Origin of the sequence: Serratia sp. MMO-28, from assembly GCF_037199905.1 — a bacterium.
GTDB lineage: Bacteria > Pseudomonadota > Gammaproteobacteria > Enterobacterales > Enterobacteriaceae > Chania > Chania oryzae.
In genome coordinates this window covers 166,415-184,508 of sequence record NZ_JBBCVB010000008.1, presented here as the reverse complement: position 1 = coordinate 184,508, position 18,094 = coordinate 166,415, and the positions used below count along the sequence as shown (strand labels likewise).

The following is an 18,094-nucleotide window of genomic DNA, read 5'->3' as shown; positions in this document are numbered from 1 at the left end:
TGTCCTTTCCCTATAGGGGAGGTTGTTGTTATCAGAGGTTGATGTTGTGCAGCCGCAAACCGCGTTCTTTAAGCTGTTGCAGTGCATCCGGCGGCAGCGCGGCATCGCAGACGATGTCGTCGAGCGCCGTTAGGGGGCAGACGCGGAACATGCCGTACTTGCCATATTTACTGCTGTCGGAGACCAGCACTTTGCGCCGAGCCACGTCCAGCAGAGCCTGTTTCACCAGGACTTTTTCTTCATGAGGTGTGGAAAGACCATGTTCCAGATCCCAGGAACTGGTGCTGATAAAGGCGATATCGATATTCAGGGTGCGCAGCAGCATCGCGGCGCTGCTGCCTGCACAGGAAAAATTGCGTTGATCAACACGCCCGCCGGTATGAAACAGGTTGAGCTGCGGGCGATTCATCAGGTGCTGGATAATGGAAAAGTCATTGGTGACGACGGTCAGATTGAAGCGTTCCGCCAAATGGCGGGCGATCTCGAAGCTGGTGGTGCCGGCATCCAGATAAACGACCTGGCCATCTTCCACCATTGCGGCGGCATATTTGCCGATAGCCCGTTTCTGCCGGTGATGCAGCTGGGCCTTTTCTTTATAAGCCAGCTCCTGGCGAAGTGCGTCGCTAAGGCGCACGCCACCGTTGACGCTGATCACTTTGCCTTCTTCTTCCAGTTGATGGATATCGCGCCGAACAGTCATGTGTGAAACGCTCATCAACTCGGCTAAAGCCACAATGGTGACCAACTGATATTCATGTACATGGCGATAGATAAAATCGCGACGTTCCGATGGGATCATGCTCTCTCCTCGGCAGCGGCGGGCTGGAGCGATGTTGCCGCGCAATGGCTGTTATTTTTTGTTATGGAAGTTAATGTTTAATCATTTTGTTTAACAAATAAACGATGGGTATCACAGAAGCCTAGGGCGGGAATTTTAATAAAAAAGTTTATATTCAATATGTTAAATGGTTGTCCGGCACTTCCTCGGGTAACATAAAGCTGTGATGAATAATGTGATGTGTAACAGCAAGGAGTCATGCCGCGCCGGTTGCGCGGTGAGGATGATTGCCGGTCTTCAGCGTTTGGCAACGGCATTGTTGTTACCCACGGCATTCTTTCGGTTGGTGAACGTACAAGCAAAATGGGGGGATAAATAAGCAGGGAGTGCAGAGAAAGCCACCGGGTGACGTTTTTTTCAACATTCAACTCATTGAATGCATGATAAGTGTTGCGTGCGAGAAGCGGGAAGGTATAATGCCCACGTTTTCCGCATACTGCTTCCAGTGCCGAAGTGGCGAAATCGGTAGACGCAGTTGATTCAAAATCAACCGTTGAAAGACGTGCCGGTTCGAGTCCGGCCTTCGGCACCAACAGTATGTAAATAGACCTCAACTGAGGTCTTTTTTTATGTCTGAAATCCAGTACTTACCTACCTTTCCCGCTATATTAGCTCTCTCAGTGTCAACCGACATCAACCCACATCTACCAATAGATGTTGGTACAGATGATGGTATTTCTGGTTCGATAATGCGTGTACCAACGGGGAGGGGATAATCATGGCATTAACAGATATTAAAGTCAGGACATCCAAGCCTGAAGAGAAGCAGTACAAGCTGACCGACGGCAATGGCATGCATCTTCTTGTTCACCCGAATGGCTCTAAGTACTGGCGTTTGCAGTACCGCTTTGGTGGGAAGCAAAAGATGCTGGCTTTAGGTGTCTATCCAGATGTCTCCCTTGCGGATGCCAGAGCACGCCGTGATGAAGCTCGCAAGCAGATAGCGAACGGCATCGATCCAAGCGATAAAAAGAAAACCGATAAAGTTGAGCAAAATGAAGCTCGTACTTTTGAAGAGGTTGCTATCGAATGGCATGCCACCAATAAGAAGTGGTCGGAAGATCACAGCAAACGCGTGCTGAAAAGCCCGGAAGATAATCTCTTCCCCGCTATCGGCAAACGCAATATTGCCGAACTAAAAACCCGTGACCTGCTAGCGCCAATCAAAGTTGTCGAACAATCCGGGCGTCTTGAAGTGGCATCACGCCTTCAACAACGTTCGACCGCAATAATGCGCTACGCCGTGCAGAGTGGCTTGATTGACTACAACCCCGCTCAGGAAATGGCAGGTGCCGTTGCATCTAGCAACCGGCGGCATCGTCCCGCCTTGGAGTTAAAGCGAACTCCAGAACTGCTTCAACGAATTGATAGCTACACCGGCAGGCCGTTAACGCGCCTGGCGGTAGAGTTGACGTTGTTGATTTTTATCCGCTCCAGTGAACTGCGATTTGCCCGTTGGTCCGAGATCGATTTTGAAACCGCCATGTGGACCATTCCTCCTGAGCGTGAACCAATCGAAGGGGTAAAACACTCGCATCGTGGCTCTAAAATGCGAACTCCGCACTTGGTGCCGCTTTCCCGGCAAGCTCTGGCGATTCTCGAGCAGATAAAGACGTTCAGCGGGGATCATGAACTGATCTTTATTGGCGATCATAACCCTCGCAAACCGATGAGTGAAAACACGGTGAACAAATCTTTGCGAGTGATGGGATATGACACACAGGTTGAAGTCTGCGGTCACGGTTTCAGGACAATGGCGTGTAGTTCGTTGATTGAGTCAGGGTTATGGTCGAGAGATGCAGTGGAACGGCAGATGAGCCATATGGAGCGTAACTCTGTGCGAGCGGCTTACATTCACAAAGCCGAGCATCTTGATGAGCGCAAACTGATGCTGCAATGGTGGGCTGATTTTCTGGATGCGAATAGGGAGAAGGCGGTGAGTCCGTTTGATTTTGCCAAGCTTGGGCGGTGATTGGCTATGGTTTACTTTGCGCCATGAGCACCATCCCGCATGAGCAAGGCTATAACTCGGCCTTGCCCATATGGATGGATAGCCTAGAGTTTGAGGGAAATGTGGTGCATGGGGAGTTTGGGCGTCGTGCTTAGCTGAGTGTGATTTTTCTGACGGGGACCGACAGTGCCTGCAGTGATGCTGGTATTGTTGGTTTTTTATTGAGTTCATGATGCAGCACCTTTGAAAAAAGAACACTCAGCATAAGTCTGGCAGAACTTACGCTGAGGGAGGGACGTCCATCAAATCACTACACCAACAACATCTTTGTCACTTAAGAAATCATCCGTTTGTGCAAAAATAAACTGCTTTAAAAACTGATCAATGCGAATATTCAGCTTAAATAGAGGTATGGTTACGCCGTCTTGCTTTTCAAAATAGGCCTTGGCTTTCGCTTTATCTACCGTTTCTTTTAATGCGTCGAAGCGACCAAAGTCGTTGATATTTTTATCATTAACACTATCGGCCATTAATGCCATGAGTAGTTCTTTATCTAAACCAAGAGCATTAACAACTGCGTTTAATTGCGCATTTTCAGCGTTATCTTTGTAGGTGTTGATGTAGTCTCTAAAAGTATGGCCTTCAACTAACTGCGCATCGCCGCGCTGCAAGTCGTGCAAGAAGAGCTTGGCGTACTTTTGCTCGCTTTGGGTGAGCGATGCAAACGACTTGTGCAGCTCATTTAATGTGGTTTCGATGCTCGCAGAGTCTTGGTGTTTGTTCAGCTCTTTTAAATATTTATCAAAGCGGCTGTTCATATAGTCGGCATCGATTTTGCCGGTGTCTATTTCAGTTAAATAACCATTGATATCAAATGGCACATCATCACCACCTGCGCCACCGCCTTCACCTTTGCCTACTAGCTCTTTATAGCGCAAGGCCAGGCTCAGGTAAGTTTGTTGGTCTATGGCCAGCGTTACTTCATGTTCTACATCATTTTCAGTAGCGGAATAGACTGACTGTTCCCAATTCAAACCTTGCACTTTAGCCGCTTCCAAGTGTTGGCTAAAGGTGTTAAATAATTTGGCGAATTGGGCACAGGCTTCTATATCGTCTGGCAGTTTTTCAAAATTATCCACCCCAGCGCTAACAAACAGCTTGGTCATGTCTGCCACTAATTCATTCATGGCTGCAATATTGCTGGGTAATCTATCAACAAATAAGCCGATAGGCCTGTCGCCGGAATAGAGTTTTACCGCAGCGTTAATGTGCTGCTCCATGGTGTGCGGGTAGCGGTAATAACGGATAATGCCGTGGGGTTTGTCGGGGCCAAACAAGCGATTGGTGCGCGAGAACGCTTGAATAATGTTTTGGTATTTAATCACCTTGTCTAAATACAAGGTATTGAGCCATTTAGAGTCAAAGCCAGTGAGCATTTGATCCACTACAATCAGTAAATCTAATTGCTTCGAAGGCTCGGTATGAATGCGCTCGTAGGGTTTTTTATGGGCAAGGCGTGCCGCTAAATCTTTTTTAAAGGCCGCGTGGCGGGCAAAATCAAAATCCTGGCCATAACGCGCGTTATAGTCGGCCATAATTTCGTCCAGGCCATCGCCTTTAAAGGTGGAGCCACGGTCACCACTGCCGTCGTTATCAATGTTCGGGTCAAATAGGGCCGATACTTTAAGTTCAGGTTTGGCGGCTTTTAAACGGCGGTAATAATCAATAGCCTCGGCAATGCTGCTAGTGGCAAAAATAGCGTGAAACTTATTGGTTTGGCTTAGCACATCCCACTCAGCCAGAATATCTTCTACTATTCCATTAACATTGTGGACATTGGACGATCTGGTCCGTGCCCTGGTAGCGAATTACGATCAGGTTGATATTGAAACTAAGTTACTCGTCCCATTGAAGCGCGCTTATTTACCCGTCTGAGTTTGAGAAGGATTACGAGCCAGCAGAAGCTGGTTAATGGCCTCGAAAAGTAAAGGAGCTTTCGTACGCTACACTTTGCGAGATTTTCTTTGATTGAACCTCAAGGGAAGTATTCTTCGATTATAGTATGTTTATCAAATCGATGGATGGTGATAAGGAAGACTCATGGAATGGTTGATTGGTTTTTTTGTATTTTTGCTAATTATTACGGTAATATTTAAGCCAACAAGGTGTGATGTCTGTGATACCAGCTTTAAGCGAAAATACTACACTTGGGAAATCGAAGGAAAAAAACAACATTTGTGCCCTAATTGTAATAATAAAATGAGTAGGAGAGTTAGTGCCCGTTGTTTTAAAGATAGATTTGGATAATATTGCTTACGATATTATCCGGTTCATCAGAAAATTTAGTTAAGCACAAATACTCTGTGATTAAGGCTGAAGCTATTGCAACTCGTTTTTTGGAAGCTATCAAAGAGCAAGGGTTAGTGGCTGGATCGCGCCAGTATGTACATTTATCGAGTGATGAAACTACAGCCATAGCTGTTGGACAACGACACGGTAAGCCGTGTGTGTTAAAAATAAAAGCTCTGCTGATGTACAAGCAAGGCATTAAATTCTATCAGGCCGATAATGGTGTTTGGTTGACTAAAACAGTACCAACGCTGTTTATTGACTGGCAATGATAACTTCATCTCCTAAAGTCACGCTACTAGCGAAAATCTCAACCAATACATTTTCTGATAAGAAGGCAATCTTGAAGTGTTTTATAGACCTAGAATTGCCAAAATGACGTTTCCATGCAAGCGTCGCTTCAGAAGTTGGGTACTCAATCAAGGCTCCCATTGATGGAGCATGAACACTTGAGCTGTAATTTACATTGAACAAAGGTACACCTGGAAATGTAGTCCGAGAAAAAGCACATACCATATCAAATCGTAATTCGCGATAGCATGTAGCTTGCAACCCTTCCTCAGCGTCATACTCAATTTTGAGTACAAGGTCCAACCCTCGTGACTCAAGAATGACTGCATTCTCCCCATAAGGCGGTAACCACTCATAGGGATTTAGGATAGAAATGCCAGCACCTGCTTCCATTATTTTTCCCTTGAGGAGTAATGAGGTAAAAGCCCGACCAATTTGGCAAGGGTTTTGTCACTAATTAATCATCCAATGAGTAAGCCTTAACAAAATCGTTATACGTTTCATACAGGTGATAAAAAATCGCATCAGGATCGTTCTTAACCATTTGATATCTTTCCATTATTTTTTTAAAAAGCCCATCTGGTAAATGGTGAGGCTCTGTCTCATTTTTGGCACAGTAAAAATAAAAAATAGCCTCTTTGAGTACTGGAATTGATAAAGTCTTACTATTTTCAAGTAAAAATGAAAATGCATACTGCCTACTACTTTCAGACAATAACAGATAAGACAAACAAGTCGCTCTTAGAAAATCATTATATAACGTTTCTGATTCCAAAATTAATCTACAAAAAACAAGCCCTTCATGCTGATTATTTAAGTAAAGTGCATTGAGATAATCAAACGCATCTTTCGCAGGATCTTCAGGTGAAAGCTCACTAACATAGCCATTCACTAGATAACTGTTTAATCCATCAAATAGCTCTTTTAGATCTGGTTGATTTGGATTCATCATCACTTGAATGCTCCTGTTTGTACTGTTGACAATCGTTTTGAACCGTCAGGTAAAATCGTCCAAGTCGCATGAATATTGGTTGACTCATAAAGCAATCCCGGTACTGAGGCCGGGATTTCACCTACATCTGTAATTTCCAAAAATTCATGCCATTAATAAGCCAGTATTGCTCTTTGTCTGGTACTAACAAGCCAAAATCACTATTTGCTTGAGCGTTCCAATCAGAAGGTACAGACGCTTCGTGACTTCTATCCCAATCAGTATGGCGATATATTTTTTTGTCAAAATTGATATAAAACTTAGGTAGCCGCATTCTCCAGCTATCCCACTCAACTGATACTGGGTCTGTTAATGTAGATAAAAATCGCTCAACATAATCATAAAAACTGACAAGCTGCTCGTCAGACCTGCCCAATGTGAAGAATGATCTCATCCAGTCAACTGTATAAATAGCAACATCATTTCTGGTTATGTAATCTTTAAAGTTATCCTTAGATAATACAGGAACTCCATTTCTGAATGAACTGACTGCCTCGTCATACAGAGACTCTTTCATCCATCCTTTAGCTATATACGCCTTATATTCTGGCCTAACATCGATGCAGTAATTATCTTTACTATCAAAAAGGTAGTAATGAGCGCCATCCGCAACAAAGATAGCTATATCTTTATCACCATTAAAAATAGCATCGAGTAAATTCTGATAATCATTTGTTAAATTCATTCAGAAATTCCTCTTTCGTTAATGCGCGATATTTTTATAGGTTTTGCCCTATTAGCCTATCTCACACCTTAATTGTTCCCTGTTCATTTGGGCTCGGACAACTTTTACCCAGACGCATTTTTTCAGCCCGTTACGCCATTTTCCCCAACCTGTTAAAGAGCAACTGCACCCACATCATAGCAGCGGCGTCAGCCGCTGCCATTACCGCTCACCGAGTCCGACATTACCAGCGCTGAACAACTGGAGGTGACCGCTGCACCCGGTGTGATACGGTTGCAGCGGCGAGAAGAGGGACGGTTTGGGGCTTAAATGTTGGAACCCCAGTTGAGACTGGGGTTTTATTTGCCCATTAATCAGGCTGATAACGTTCATCTTGGATAATATAAGGCTCTGCAACTTCCTTCCACACCAATTCTGCCATCTTCTGCCATTCGGTTGGGGTTTGTTGTTTCACTAGATAGTCCCTGATTAATTTAACTGCTTTGTTAAAGTCCTCTTTATCTAACTCAACAAATGAATAAAACTTTAGATATTCACCTTCCTCAGATTTTATCACCTCATGCAGCTTAGGGTGCTCGGGCAAAAAAACAGCATCTAGCAGATCCCCAAAGGCATCCCAATAACTCCCGTTAACAAAGCCTCCGGTTCTTTGAAAATTACTTTCTCTTTGTCCATTATCATTCCAACCGATAAATAAACTCGCCCCCATACCATCACCTCATAATGATAATTTTGTCTTGCTGTACTTTAGGCAGTGTTTTTATATAATCCATGAAGATTTTTTGGTTAGCAGGCGTTAGCACTCTAAAGTCAACAGGCACAAAGTCAGCTTTTTGCAAATGATCTTGGATAACATCTCTTCCACTACCAGTACTCATGTTTTTCTCATAAAACTTATTTAATCCGTCTATTTCTTTCTGTGACAGTTTATCAGTCGTATACATGGCATCGACAGTTTTACCTTTATTTGGGCCTGACGTAATCACAAAATCAGGTGAAGTTCCTGATTTTGCTCCAGGCGAAGGTGTATAACGCTCCATTGTACCGAGAGTAGACTCTAATTGTGCTGCAGATGCGGCTTCAGCCGGTTTTAGCTTACCATTGCCCCCCAGATCCGGTGTATTAAGTCGGTCATGGCCTTCCAGAGGCGTTGAGTTTATTTTTACTTCATAAACCCCATCTGCATTCTTAACAAGTGAACTTGCTGCCCCTGAAGCCGAACCTTTATTGTTGAGCGCAACATCCTTCCCGAACTGCTTCGTCAGTGCACCTGATGCTACTACAGCACTCACACCACCCGCGATGTACATTGAACCAACGTAGGCTCCTGCTCTCGCTCTGGCCTCTTCCTCTGTGTAACCGAACGACATAAACGCCTGCGTATACCCTTCCAGAACGTTGAACACTTCCTTCGCATTCGGGTCTGTAGAGTTCAGCAAGTTCATTATCTGCTGATAACCTGCCTGAGCCTCTTTCGGGTTCTGGTAAGTCTGGTTGAAGTAGGTATCTTGCGCGGCCTTCGCTTTCTCTCTTTCTGCCTGACAGTCACCACCTTTGCCACTGCAGGCCGCGTAAGCAGCCAGATCACTTTCCAGATCCTTACGATTCAAGGCATCACGTTCTTGCTGCTCCTGAGGCGTCAGATTCTGCTTGTGGTTCAACTCCGTCTGGCGGCTCTTCTCCGTGCTGCTCAGATAGTTATTCTCCACAACAACGTGCTCCGTCGTGAAGTTGACCGCCGCAACCACTTTTTCCCTGTGCTGTCAGTCAGTTACAACCCCATTTCGCCAGTGCTTTTTCACACTCGCAACTTTTTGCCCCGACGCGACTTTTACGCCCGGTATCACACTTTCCCCAGCACTGTTAAAGAGCAACCGCACACACATCATAGCAGCGGCGTCAGCCGCTGCCATTACCGCTTTTCCGGGTTTTCATCGCGGCGGGAGGCGGCGCACAGCGGCTTTTTGCTGTGCGTCGCCGAACCGCCTGCCAGGTGCGGGGCGGCGAGCCTCCGCAAGCGCCAGCACGGCGCTCTGTTGCACAACTGCACAAGCCGGGTTTTGGCTTTGCATGACCACACAGAACCAGGGCGGGCGCGGAAGCTGGCGAGGCGGGAACGAGTGACACGCGGCCCTTGGCGGGGCACGAGCCGCCGCAGCCAGACGCAGCCGGGCGGGCATTAAGCCCTTAAGCGGAGGCCGCCAGGCCGACAACCCTGTTGACGTTGACCTTGATGTTGAAGAAGAACACTGTCGCCAACAGCGGCGGGAGCTTGCGAGCGGCGCGCCACAACGCACTGGCCGTTAACGATGCCAAGGCAGATTGCCCAACCGGCAACCGACGCCGAACCTGCTCGCTGCGGGGGCGCACGACATAACGCAGATTATGCGTATACGGCCCGCTGATTGAGGTTTAGGTGGAGTTTGTAGCCCGCCGGGACGGGTGCGCATAATCTCCCGCGTTATGTTTAATGGCCGAACGGCCAGCAACCTGATTAATAGAGAGCACCGCCGCCCAGCGCTGGCCGGGCGGGCATTGACCCCCGCACACACCGGAGCCGAACAGGGCAGGAGGTGCGCCGCGCTGCGACTTAGGGAACGAACGGAAGAGAACGGCGCGCCTGCTGCCTGGGCACTCGCCCACCGACCCACAGAGAACGAGCTAGCTTTGCAGGCTGTCCGGCGGCACCGTTGCTGCGTCCGGCTCCTGACTCTCCGGCGACGTTTACCAACAGTTCAGGCCGTAGCTGACGCTGGTAACCAGGTGGATTTAAGCATGGGTCACTGGAAAGGGCTAGATTATGACAACGCTACCCTTAGTGATTAAGGATAGCGTTGATTAGACTTATTTATGCGTACTGAGTTAACTTCCAAGTCACAGCTTTGCCATCATATGGAGGCATTTTATTACCTTTAGCTATCGGTGCTGTTGTCGATGGCGTGCCAACAACTGTCCATACTCCACTTTCTGGGCATGTCTGCCCAGTAGTAGCTGTAGTTCCTATCGGTGCTTTTGACATCCTTTCGTTTCCTTGTGTTAAGACACTGCCACCTCGGCAGTCCCTTAACTCTCATTTGGGGGCATAAGTTTAAATACCAATAACCATTAATTTAATAAGGCTTTATTTGTTTGGTTTTTCGACAGACATCTCATTTTGAATGAATATTAGAGCAACGATACACTACTCCATAGCATAGGAAGGGACACACAGAAGAGAACGGCGCGCCTGCTGCCTGAGCACTCGCCAACGCACTCACAGAGAACGAGCTAGCTTTGCAGGCTGTCCGGCGGCGTTTCGCTGTCCGCCTGCTCCGCCGGATGGGTCGACGCATGAACCGCCTGCAACGCACGGATACTCACCTGCGTATAGATTTGCGTCGATTCGATACTCGCATGGCCCAACATGGCCTGTATCCAGCGGATATCCGCGCCGTTTTCCAGCATCTGCGTGGCCATCGCATGACGGAACAGGTGACAACTGCCCCAACGGCTGAGGCCCGACGCCACGATATATTCCTTGGTCACGATGGTCACACCGTTCGGCGTCAGCCCGGCCACACCGTCCAACGCCACGAACAGTGCGGTAACCTCCGGGTTCACCAGCAACTGCGGCCGCACCTGGTGCTGATAATGCAACACCCACTTTAGCGCCCGTTCCCCGATGGGGATAACCCGGTCTTTCTTCCCCTTGCCCTGCCGGATGGTCACCGTTTTTCGGCTGGCGTCCACCGCGTGCTGGTCAAGCCCGGCCACTTCCATGCGCCGCATCCCCGTTGACCACAACAGCTCCAGCAGCGCCCGGTCACGCAGCCCTTTCAGCGTGCTGATATCCGGCAACGCCAACACCTGCTCCACTTCTTCCACACTCAGGATATGGCGCGGCAGCCGCTTCTCCAGCCTCGGCAACACCAGACCCGACGCCGGGTCTGCCAACAGCAGATGGCTGCGCGTCATCCAGGCGAACCACACCACCAACGGCCCCAACTGGCTCCGCTGCGTCCGGCTGCTCAACGGCTCGCCGTCCGGTTTGCGGTAGGTGAACAGATAGCGCTGATAACGTTCCAGGATAGGCAGGGTGATTTCCTGCGGATAGTGCAGCCCGCGTTCAGCGGCCCACAGGATAAAGCGGTATTGATGATGGGTTTGGGTTTTAAGGGTGGTTTCCGACCAGTTACGCTCCCGCCGCCACGTCACGAACCGCAACAGCAGCGTATACAGGCTTTTCGGGTCATGCGCCGGGCCAACCGGTTTACGGTAGACTTCATCCACGGTCAGCAGCGCATCGGTGCGGGGTCTGCGGTAGGCCATTACTCACCTCCAACAGCAGGGGCAGCAGCCCGATTATTTTTCCCCTTTATTACGGTGTTTGAGGCAACCCCAACCGCTTCCGCCACCAAGCCTTGCCCTGCCTGGCTCGAAGCCACTTTATCACTCTCCAACTTGGCCCCAACTTGGGGGCAACTTGGCACCAACTTGCTGGCTTCCGAGTCCAACTTGCGCTCTCCGCCCTCATGTTCAGCCACATTAAGCAGGCCACACAGATGGCTTTCATCACCGTTACCACCATCCCACAGCAGTTGATACTGCAACAGATGGCCACGACTGCCACCGTGCAACAACAGGTATTCCATCTCAGCCAACCGCAGGCAATGCACCTTAAGCTGGTTATCACTCCAGTTGGTGTAACCCCGGATATCCCGCCGGGTAAAGCGCACCTCCGCGCTCTGGCAACCTTGTTGCTCAGCCATTCCTTTGACCATCTCTTGTATCAGCAGCAACAGCTTGCGCGTCTGCGGCGGCATTTCGTCCAGCGTGCGCCCCAGCACCTCATGCGCCAGCCGGTTCGCCAGCGCGATATCAGACCGCGCCACCTCGATATACTCCAGCCATTCCCCCCGGTGCTGCACCCGCTTCACCTCCCGCTGGTACTGGTGCAACAGCGCGATGCTCTGTATCAACGTCAGATACTTCATATGGTCGCGCCGGGTGCGGGTTTTATCGCTCAGGAACGTCAACTGTTCCGCATACGGATTCACCACTTTCAACGGCCTGAGCAACCGTTGCGCGTTCTGGTGCAACCGCGTCAGATAGCCTTTTTCATTCGCCGCCAGCAACCCTTCCAGCGTTTGGTGATGCCGCTGCAAGGCATGTATTGCCTGCGTCTGCTCCCGCGATTCGTTCACCGTCAGCACCAGGCAACGGTTTAACAGTTCTTCATCCACATCGATGGCCGTGGTGGTCAGCATCAGCATCACCGGGCCTTGCACCTTGTATTCCCGCGTCACCAGTTCGCCGCTCTGCTCGTTCTTGCCCGTCGACGCTATTTTCAACTCCCCGTCCGACTGCAACAGCTTCAGCGCATACGCCGCCTGGCGTACCCCTTCCTCTTCCGCGATAGCCAGTATCTTGTGCGACAGCGAGGTTTCACCCAGGTAATACAGGCTTTGCCCGGTCATGGCCGAGTACTGGATACGCTCTTCTTCCGGCATCAGGTTCAGCACCGCATCCATTAACGACGATTTCCCCGCCGCCGAACTGCTCTGTATCAACACCGCCAAGGGTTTATCCAGCTTGCGTGACACCGCCGCCAGATACCCGGTCAGCAGATTCGAGGATTCGCCAACCACGCCGCACGACGCCAAGTCATTCACCACCCGTTCCGCCAGGTCAGGGGATTTCAGCAATGCCAGCGCCGCCGCTTCATCCTCAGCACTCACCGCCACCGCAGCGGGCGCGGCCAGCTCCACCGCCTGCCGGGCCTCGTCCTGTTTCTGCTCCAGCAACAACAGCAACCGGCCGGCCTCGCGCTTGATAACCGCCACATCACAGCCCAGCTCAACCACCGCCACGTTGATAAAGCCCTGCCGCTGTTTGGCGTGGTACATATCCAGTTGATCAACATGGAACGCGCCGCTGGCCTCATCCCGCACCTGCACATTGACCTTCATCACGTCCGGTACCGTATTCTTTTGCCAGCCCCGCACCCGCCACACGCGCGGACCGCAGCGCATCAACAGCTCACCCGCTGCCGTGACTTCGCCGGGGATAGGTACGGTTTCAGCCGACACCGGCGCAGACTGCACGCCCGGCAAGGCGGCTAAAGAAGAAGGGGTGTCCGGCCCCGGTGTTTCCTGCACGAACACCGCCCCCGGCCCGGTGCCGTGGCCCATCCAGGCCGCTTGTTCCAGCGCCAGCCCCAGCGCTTTCTCCGGGTTACCGCTTTTTAACGCATACGCATTCGCATCCAGCCCTTGCGGGAACCGCACCCGCCACGCTTCGATCCCCAGCTCCAGCAGATCACCGGCGACAGCTTCCGCACCCCGATCCCCGGCTTCATCACGGTCATAAGCGATCAACACCCGCTTCACGCCGTGATACTGCAACGCCGCCAGATGATCCGCCGTAAAGCCGTTGCAGCCATAGGCGGCGATCACGTTGCGGAACCCGGCACACCAGAAGGTCATGGCGTCGATCAGCGCTTCACACAGGATCACTTCTGACGAGGCTTTCAGCGCCGGTTCATTCCACACCCCGACCAGCGGCGACGGTAGATACAGGTGTTTGGGATTACCCTTGATGATCTTGTAATCCGGTTGGGTGCGACGGCCATACAGTTGCAGCACCCGGCCACGGCTGGCAACGTTCGCCGACTCCGCCCAGCCGATCACCGGCATTACCACGCAGCCCCGGAAGTGATCCTGACGCGTAGCCTCGCGCAAGATCCCTACCTGCGCCAGCCGTTCCCGCAGCCGCTGACCGTCTTTGCTGTTTTTCGAGGGCAACACCCCGGCACTGCCGCCGATACCGTGATTACCCGCGAACCCCAGCCGGAAGTGGCTCACCAGTTCAGGGTGATCCAGCCCGCGGCTGGCCAGCCATTCTTGCGCCTCCGGGGACGCCAGCAACTGCTGATGATAGAAGTCGATCACCTGGTTAAGCAGCGCCTGGCCATCATCATCCAGATCGGCCAGTTTGGGACGCACCACAGGCGGCGAAGCAGGAGAAGGGGCTACGGCCTTCACCGCAGCGACAGTAAACGACGACAACCCCGCCAGCTCTTTCAGCCGCAGCAGCCCACTCAGGAAGTCCAGATATTCGGTTTTCATCAACCAGTCCAGCACCGAACCCGCAGCGCCGCAGCCGAAGCAGTGGTACAGGTTCTTTTCAGGCGAGATCACACAGGACGGGGTTTTCTCCCGGTGGAACGGGCACAGCGTCACATAGTCCTTGCCCTGGCGTTTCAGTTCACGCCGCTGGCTTTGTGCCACCTTCAACAGCGACACATCACGCTTTAACTGCTCCAGATCTTCCGGGGTGATCCTGCCCATTTCGCTGCTCCTGTAAAAACCTGTCAATAGGGTTTCAGTAAAAATAACTCGACAAGCATATACTACAGTAGGTAGTATTTACAACAGAGAGATGTAAAACAGGGAGTAGATTATGGTCATCAAGTCACGAACAACCACGGTAAAAACGACGATGGCCGCCCCTGTTACCAATGAAGAACAGATATTTATGGCCGCGCTGGGCAAGCGTATGACAGAACTCCGCAAGGCTTCTGGCATGACTCAGGCACAGATGGCGCAGGCACTGAACGTTTCACAACAGGCCGTACAGTCCTGGGAAGCCGGTCGGCGACGGATACAGATATCCGTACTGCCTGCTGTAGCGAAGCTGCTTTCGGTTTCTCTGGAGGGTTTGCTGGGTGAAGAGACAGAGCGCACACCGCGTAAGCGCGGCCCGGCATCCCGGCTGGAACAGCAGATTGAGGTGATCAGCCAACTGCCGAAGGCCCGGCAGAAGATGGTGGCTGAGATGCTGGATGCGGTGATTGCACAGGCGCAGCAGCAGGAGACAGGCAGCTAACAGACAGGGTTTTTAACACAGGTTGACGGTGGTGGAACACCGGCAACCTGCTAACCACCGCAACTAACAGGAGTAGTTACCATGGCTAGAGCAGATTCTACGTCACAACCCGCCGCACCCCAAGCCCGTAAAAGCGTGGTCGGTTACCGCACCAACGGCGGCAGGCCGAACCCGCTGCCGCAACTGACCATCAAGGGGAGATGGCTTGAGCCGCTCGGATTCACCACCGGACAGAGGATCGAAGTGATCACCGAGCCTGGGCAGTTGATCATCCGGCTAGCAGCTGAAGGATAACTGGCTGACAAATAAAGTAAAATCCCGGCACTAAGGCCGGGATTTTTTACTGCATTAGTGTCACTCTGCACAGTTGATCATTTTGATTAAACTGAAGATGCAGTATATGACTTTCAGTTTGGTATTTGATCCAGCGATTGAGATATCCCAAGAGCATATCCATTTTTCCACCGCCAGTTGCTGAAGGAACTCCTAACAACTGGATAATCTCTGACTCACAACCATTAGCAGGTAAAGGTAGCTCCCCAGTGTATACCGAGAACCCTTCATCGGCTTGCATATACAAGCTAATTTGATTTACCAAGTCGTCTTCTAATAAAAGTAAAACACCCGAGTTAAAGAATGAGTAATAGTTTCGGTCACCTAAAACGCCTTCATCGAAAACAGGTAATTCATTAAGTTTTTGAGGAAGATAAATAAACTCATTGCTCGTCTTCGAACATCCTAGCATTTCGATAAGATCATTCCATGCCAACATTATTTAATGACTCCTGTTTGCCGATTCCTGTCAATGATCTGTTTTACAGCATCATCAACTAGAACTGGATCATAACCACGTTCTATCATATTGGTTCTCAAAGCGTCAGTATCACGACACACTGCCCCACAAAGATCTAGCGCATCTTGCTGAACTTGGGCTGCTGTGTTTTTACCACCATAAGTAGGCCCTGCCTGATGAACATCCTTGGGAACCTCTACAGCCGTGGCATTTTGATATAAAGCCTTTTCTTCTGCCGGGGTCAGTTTCCTACCTAACTCATTTTCCTTTGCTGTTCTCAGAGCGGCAAAGGAAGGTATGTGATCATGTTCTAATCCATCGCCAACCACCGCACGATCTTTAAGTTCTTTATATGAACTAACATCTAACGGCTTAACAGCTTGAATCTCATCACTGGCCTTGTTAATCAGCTTGGATGCTTCAGCAAGGTCGCCCTTCTTCAGCGCCTCTTCTGCCGCCTTGATTGCCTTACCCGCTGCATCACCAGCAACCGGTAAAATGCCAATCGCCGCAACCAGATAATCCAGAGCACTCTGCGCTTCCGCAAAGCTCTTGATATCACTAATCACAGGAACGAAGTCTATCCCAAAGCCCGCAGCCCCTTTCAGCAGTTCGTCACTGTTGGCCTGCATCTTCGCTGAACACGCTTCTGCACTCATCCCGGCACAGTTTTTCTGCTTGTAGTCTTCTACGAGTGCTTTGAGTTCATCCTGGGCTTTTTGGTATTTCTGCTCCTGCGTCACGCCAGCGACTTTGTTCTCGCCGATATCACTCAGCGCGTTATTCTCCACAACAACGTGCTCCGTCGTGAAGTTGACCGCCGCAACCACTTTTTCCCTGTGCTGTCAGTCAGTTACAACCCCATTTCGCCAGTGCTTTTTCACACTCGCAACTTTTTGCCCCGACGCGACTTTTACGCCCGGTATCACACTTTCCCCAGCACTGTTAAAGAGCAACCGCACACACATCATAGCAGCGGCGTCAGCCGCTGCCATTACCGCTTTTCCGGGTTTTCATCGCGGCGGGAGGCGGCGCACAGCGGCTTTTTGCTGTGCGTCGCCGAACCGCCTGCCAGGTGCGGGGCGGCGAGCCTCCGCAAGCGCCAGCACGGCGCTCTGTTGCACAACTGCACAAGCCGGGTTTTGGCTTTGCATGACCACACAGAACCAGGGCGGGCGCGGAAGCTGGCGAGGCGGGAACGAGTGACACGCGGCCCTTGGCGGGGCACGAGCCGCCGCAGCCAGACGCAGCCGGGCGGGCATTAAGCCCTTAAGCGGAGGCCGCCAGGCCGACAACCCTGTTGACGTTGACCTTGATGTTGAAGAAGAACACTGTCGCCAACAGCGGCGGGAGCTTGCGAGCGGCGCGCCACAACGCACTGGCCGTTAACGATGCCAAGGCAGATTGCCCAACCGGCAACCGACGCCGAACCTGCTCGCTGCGGGGGCGCACGACATAACGCAGATTATGCGTATACGGCCCGCTGATTGAGGTTTAGGTGGAGTTTGTAGCCCGCCGGGACGGGTGCGCATAATCTCCCGCGTTATGTTTAATGGCCGAACGGCCAGCAACCTGATTAATAGAGAGCACCGCCGCCCAGCGCTGGCCGGGCGGGCATTGACCCCCGCACACACCGGAGCCGAACAGGGCAGGAGGTGCGCCGCGCTGCGACTTAGGGAACGAACGGAAGAGAACGGCGCGCCTGCTGCCTGGGCACTCGCCCACCGACCCACAGAGAACGAGCTAGCTTTGCAGGCTGTCCGGCGGCACCGTTGCTGCGTCCGGCTCCTGACTCTCCGGCGACGTTTACCAACAGTTCAGGCCGTAGCTGACGCTGGTAACCAGGTGGATTTAAGCATGGGTCACTGGAAAGGGCTAGATTATGACAACGCTACCCTTAGTGATTAAGGATAGCGTTGATTAGACTTATTTATGCGTACTGAGTTAACTTCCAAGTCACAGCTTTGCCATCATATGGAGGCATTTTATTACCTTTAGCTATCGGTGCTGTTGTCGATGGCGTGCCAACAACTGTCCATACTCCACTTTCTGGGCATGTCTGCCCAGTAGTAGCTGTAGTTCCTATCGGTGCTTTTGACATCCTTTCGTTTCCTTGTGTTAAGACACTGCCACCTCGGCAGTCCCTTAACTCTCATTTGGGGGCATAAGTTTAAATACCAATAACCATTAATTTAATAAGGCTTTATTTGTTTGGTTTTTCGACAGACATCTCATTTTGAATGAATATTAGAGCAACGATACACTACTCCATAGCATAGGAAGGGACACACAGAAGAGAACGGCGCGCCTGCTGCCTGAGCACTCGCCAA

Annotated in this window: 16 protein-coding genes, 1 tRNA gene and 3 pseudogenes; 7 read left to right on the top strand and 13 right to left on the bottom strand. The window is 50.9% G+C overall.

The window, feature by feature from the left end; all coding sequences use genetic code 11:
• Positions 1 to 31: 31 nt before the first annotated feature.
• Positions 32 to 799: a DeoR/GlpR family DNA-binding transcription regulator gene (locus WG891_RS09610; RefSeq protein ID WP_337262579.1), complete on the bottom strand. Its 768-nt coding sequence runs from the start codon at positions 797 to 799 to the stop codon at positions 32 to 34.
• A gap of 486 nt (positions 800 to 1,285) precedes the next feature.
• On the opposite strand from WG891_RS09610, the gene WG891_RS09605 reads away from it, so the two are divergent.
• Positions 1,286 to 1,370, top strand: a tRNA-Leu gene (locus WG891_RS09605).
• A gap of 186 nt (positions 1,371 to 1,556) precedes the next feature.
• Positions 1,557 to 2,810: a tyrosine-type recombinase/integrase gene (locus WG891_RS09600; RefSeq protein WP_337262578.1), complete on the top strand. Its 1,254-nt coding sequence runs from the start codon at positions 1,557 to 1,559 to the stop codon at positions 2,808 to 2,810.
• Between the two features lie 281 nt (positions 2,811 to 3,091).
• Here WG891_RS09600 and WG891_RS09595 read toward each other — a convergent pair whose 3' ends face one another.
• Positions 3,092 to 4,576 carry a type I restriction endonuclease subunit R, EcoR124 family gene (locus tag WG891_RS09595; RefSeq protein WP_337262577.1) on the bottom strand — a complete coding sequence of 495 codons (1,485 nt, stop codon included), beginning with the start codon at positions 4,574 to 4,576 and terminating at the stop codon, positions 3,092 to 3,094.
• 22 nt (positions 4,577 to 4,598) lie between these two features.
• Here WG891_RS09595 and WG891_RS09590 point away from each other — a divergent pair.
• From WG891_RS09590 to WG891_RS09580, 3 genes and pseudogenes are all read left to right on the top strand, one after another.
• A pseudogene (locus tag WG891_RS09590) lies at positions 4,599 to 4,724 on the top strand (restriction endonuclease); the annotation flags it as partial.
• 165 nt (positions 4,725 to 4,889) lie between these two features.
• Positions 4,890 to 5,096, top strand: a complete 207-nt coding sequence (locus WG891_RS09585) for a hypothetical protein (protein WP_337262576.1) — start codon at positions 4,890 to 4,892, stop codon at positions 5,094 to 5,096.
• Positions 5,097 to 5,173: 77 nt separating this feature from the next.
• A pseudogene (locus tag WG891_RS09580) lies at positions 5,174 to 5,410 on the top strand (RNA 2'-phosphotransferase); the annotation flags it as partial.
• On the opposite strand, the gene WG891_RS09575 reads toward WG891_RS09580, so the two are convergent.
• The 8 genes from WG891_RS09575 to WG891_RS09540 all read right to left on the bottom strand — a co-directional run bounded on the left by WG891_RS09575 (position 5,394) and on the right by WG891_RS09540 (position 14,433).
• Entirely contained in the window at positions 5,394 to 5,822 is a 429-nt protein-coding gene (locus WG891_RS09575; protein ID WP_337262575.1) for a hypothetical protein, read from the bottom strand. The pseudogene WG891_RS09580 and the gene WG891_RS09575 overlap by 17 nt on opposite strands.
• 64 nt (positions 5,823 to 5,886) lie before the next feature.
• Positions 5,887 to 6,381: a hypothetical protein gene (locus WG891_RS09570; RefSeq protein ID WP_337262590.1), complete on the bottom strand. Its 495-nt coding sequence runs from the start codon at positions 6,379 to 6,381 to the stop codon at positions 5,887 to 5,889.
• 121 nt (positions 6,382 to 6,502) lie between these two features.
• A complete protein-coding gene (locus WG891_RS09565) occupies positions 6,503 to 7,105 on the bottom strand; it encodes a hypothetical protein (protein WP_337262574.1) in 603 nt (200 codons plus the stop codon).
• A 349-nt stretch (positions 7,106 to 7,454) separates the two neighbouring features.
• Entirely contained in the window at positions 7,455 to 7,814 is a 360-nt protein-coding gene (locus WG891_RS09560) for a hypothetical protein (RefSeq protein WP_337262573.1), read from the bottom strand.
• Between the two features lie 4 nt (positions 7,815 to 7,818).
• Entirely contained in the window at positions 7,819 to 8,814 is a 996-nt protein-coding gene (locus WG891_RS09555; protein ID WP_337262572.1) for a DUF6862 domain-containing protein, read from the bottom strand.
• Between the two features lie 478 nt (positions 8,815 to 9,292).
• Positions 9,293 to 9,475 (bottom strand): hypothetical protein, encoded by a 183-nt coding sequence (locus WG891_RS09550; RefSeq protein ID WP_337262570.1) that lies wholly within the window; start codon positions 9,473 to 9,475, stop codon positions 9,293 to 9,295.
• An 897-nt stretch (positions 9,476 to 10,372) separates the two neighbouring features.
• The gene (xerC, locus tag WG891_RS09545; protein ID WP_337262569.1) at positions 10,373 to 11,413 is read right to left on the bottom strand and encodes a site-specific tyrosine recombinase XerC; all 1,041 of its coding nucleotides are present in this window, start codon (positions 11,411 to 11,413) and stop codon (positions 10,373 to 10,375) included.
• Entirely contained in the window at positions 11,413 to 14,433 is a 3,021-nt protein-coding gene (locus WG891_RS09540) for a CHC2 zinc finger domain-containing protein (RefSeq protein ID WP_337262568.1), read from the bottom strand. Before WG891_RS09540 ends, xerC begins: the two co-directional genes overlap by 1 nt.
• A 112-nt stretch (positions 14,434 to 14,545) precedes the next feature.
• Between WG891_RS09540 and WG891_RS09535 the strand changes: the two genes are divergently transcribed.
• Entirely contained in the window at positions 14,546 to 14,971 is a 426-nt protein-coding gene (locus WG891_RS09535; RefSeq protein ID WP_337262567.1) for a helix-turn-helix domain-containing protein, read from the top strand.
• 81 nt (positions 14,972 to 15,052) lie between these two features.
• On the top strand, positions 15,053 to 15,265 hold the full coding sequence (locus tag WG891_RS09530) for a SymE family type I addiction module toxin (protein ID WP_337262566.1): 213 nt from the start codon (positions 15,053 to 15,055) through the stop codon (positions 15,263 to 15,265).
• Between the two features lie 46 nt (positions 15,266 to 15,311).
• On the opposite strand, the gene WG891_RS09525 is transcribed toward WG891_RS09530, so the two are convergent.
• The 3 genes and pseudogenes from WG891_RS09525 to WG891_RS09515 form a co-directional block, all read right to left on the bottom strand.
• Positions 15,312 to 15,743 (bottom strand): hypothetical protein, encoded by a 432-nt coding sequence (locus WG891_RS09525; protein WP_337262565.1) that lies wholly within the window; start codon positions 15,741 to 15,743, stop codon positions 15,312 to 15,314.
• Positions 15,743 to 16,456 (bottom strand): annotated as a pseudogene (locus tag WG891_RS09520) (hypothetical protein); the annotation flags it as partial. The pseudogene WG891_RS09520 and the gene WG891_RS09525, both read right to left, overlap by 1 nt.
• A 577-nt stretch (positions 16,457 to 17,033) precedes the next feature.
• A complete protein-coding gene (locus tag WG891_RS09515; protein ID WP_337262570.1) occupies positions 17,034 to 17,216 on the bottom strand; it encodes a hypothetical protein in 183 nt (60 codons plus the stop codon).
• Positions 17,217 to 18,094: the final 878 nt, after the last annotated feature.

Coding starts and splice junctions, on each gene's coding strand:
- WG891_RS09610 (WP_337262579.1), bottom strand. CDS start 799: ATGATCCCATCGGAACGTCGCGATTTTATCTATCGCCATGTACATGAA.
- WG891_RS09565 (WP_337262574.1), bottom strand. CDS start 7,105: ATGAATTTAACAAATGATTATCAGAATTTACTCGATGCTATTTTTAAT.
- WG891_RS09575 (WP_337262575.1), bottom strand. CDS start 5,822: ATGGAAGCAGGTGCTGGCATTTCTATCCTAAATCCCTATGAGTGGTTA.
- WG891_RS09540 (WP_337262568.1), bottom strand. CDS start 14,433: ATGGGCAGGATCACCCCGGAAGATCTGGAGCAGTTAAAGCGTGATGTG.
- xerC (WP_337262569.1), bottom strand. CDS start 11,413: ATGGCCTACCGCAGACCCCGCACCGATGCGCTGCTGACCGTGGATGAA.
- WG891_RS09600 (WP_337262578.1), top strand. CDS start 1,557: ATGGCATTAACAGATATTAAAGTCAGGACATCCAAGCCTGAAGAGAAG.
- WG891_RS09530 (WP_337262566.1), top strand. CDS start 15,053: ATGGCTAGAGCAGATTCTACGTCACAACCCGCCGCACCCCAAGCCCGT.
- WG891_RS09535 (WP_337262567.1), top strand. CDS start 14,546: ATGGTCATCAAGTCACGAACAACCACGGTAAAAACGACGATGGCCGCC.
- WG891_RS09585 (WP_337262576.1), top strand. CDS start 4,890: ATGGAATGGTTGATTGGTTTTTTTGTATTTTTGCTAATTATTACGGTA.
- WG891_RS09570 (WP_337262590.1), bottom strand. CDS start 6,381: ATGATGAATCCAAATCAACCAGATCTAAAAGAGCTATTTGATGGATTA.
- WG891_RS09560 (WP_337262573.1), bottom strand. CDS start 7,814: ATGGGGGCGAGTTTATTTATCGGTTGGAATGATAATGGACAAAGAGAA.
- WG891_RS09525 (WP_337262565.1), bottom strand. CDS start 15,743: ATGTTGGCATGGAATGATCTTATCGAAATGCTAGGATGTTCGAAGACG.